At 63.1% G+C, this 1,245-nt stretch carries 1 protein-coding gene; it reads left to right on the top strand.

The features are described 5' to 3' along the window. Positions 1–182 precede the first annotated feature (182 nt). On the top strand, positions 183–1,245 hold a 1,063-nt coding region (locus KBX08_RS33280; protein WP_210787715.1), incomplete at its 3' end, for a hypothetical protein.

The following is a 1,245-nucleotide window of genomic DNA, read 5'->3' as shown; positions in this document are numbered from 1 at the left end:
GCGGCCTTGCCCTCGCAGCCGAAGCCCACAATGTACACGCTCTCATGCTCATCCGAAACGGCGATCTGAGCGAAGGGATTCACCAGCTCGAGGATGCCTTTCTCGAGGCCAGCATTTGCGGGGCCGACGTACTTCGCACTATCGCCGTCAATCTCGCCACCGCTCACCGCATGAAGGGCGACATGGCCGCCGCAGCCCGCTGGCTTGAGCGGTCCAGTCGATATTCCCAGGAGGTGTCTGCTTCTACCTCCTTGCAGTTGTGGGAGTCGATTACGCGAGGGTCGCTTGCTGCCGGAGCGATCGACGGTCCGGGCATCACGCGGGCGCTTGACCAGATCGTCGGTGATGTTCGGGCTGGCGAGATACTAAATTTCGACGCAGTCGCAGCGGCGGAGGTGGCGCGGATCGGGCTCGAGGCAGGGCGACTCAACGATGATCTAGATCTAGTGCGGCGTAGCCGTGACACGCTTGAACTGCTCGCCCAAATAATCGGCTCAATCTACACCGTCAACGACTCGCGAAAGCTTACGGCCAGCGCCAACGCGGCAGTCGGTGAGTTCGAGCTTGCGCGACTCGGGGATGCGGAGGACATGCAGTGGGTCAGGCCTCGGCTCGCGGAGCTCGCCGACCGGCTTCGCGACACACTCGGCCCAGACGATCCGCGAACGCTAGCGTTCCAGGCGAATGTGGTCATTGTAGACCTTGAAGTTGCCCGCCTCCGTCAATCCTCGTCGTCGTTCGCTAAGTGCCTCCGACGGTTGGAGCAGCTCGTGGAGCGGCAGTCGACGCTCCTAGGGTCGACCCATGAGCAAGCACTCACAAGCGCCGCAAACCTGGCGTGTGCACGGTTTGAGCTGGCCCTGCGAACGGCCGACGAACCCGCGCTAGACCTTGCCGCGTCAGGACTCGCGGCATCGGCCGCGGCTTGTGCACATGAGCTTGGCGATGACCACCCGGTGACGCTCGTACTACGGCAGCAACTACGATTTTGCACTGACACCGACCAATCGTCGGACAGGCCGGGGGCGCTTGGCGGCATCATCACGCGGGTACGGCAGAAGACGCGGTGGGATCACGGCGATGAGAATTACGCCTCGTTTGAACTTGCCGGTCAACGCCTACTGAGGGGCTCTGAATCGTCGCCATCAGCCGCCCACGGTGAGTCGGGCCGGAAACCACCGCAGCACGATCGCCGAGAACTCTCCGATGCCGACGACGACACCTGGACGTTGATCGGGCGGGCTC

This window comes from Micromonospora sp. H61, from assembly GCF_018070325.1.
Lineage (GTDB): Bacteria > Actinomycetota > Actinomycetes > Mycobacteriales > Micromonosporaceae > Micromonospora > Micromonospora salmantinae.
Note: the sequence above shows the minus strand (reverse complement) of the source record. Positions and strands in the feature narration are given on the sequence as shown.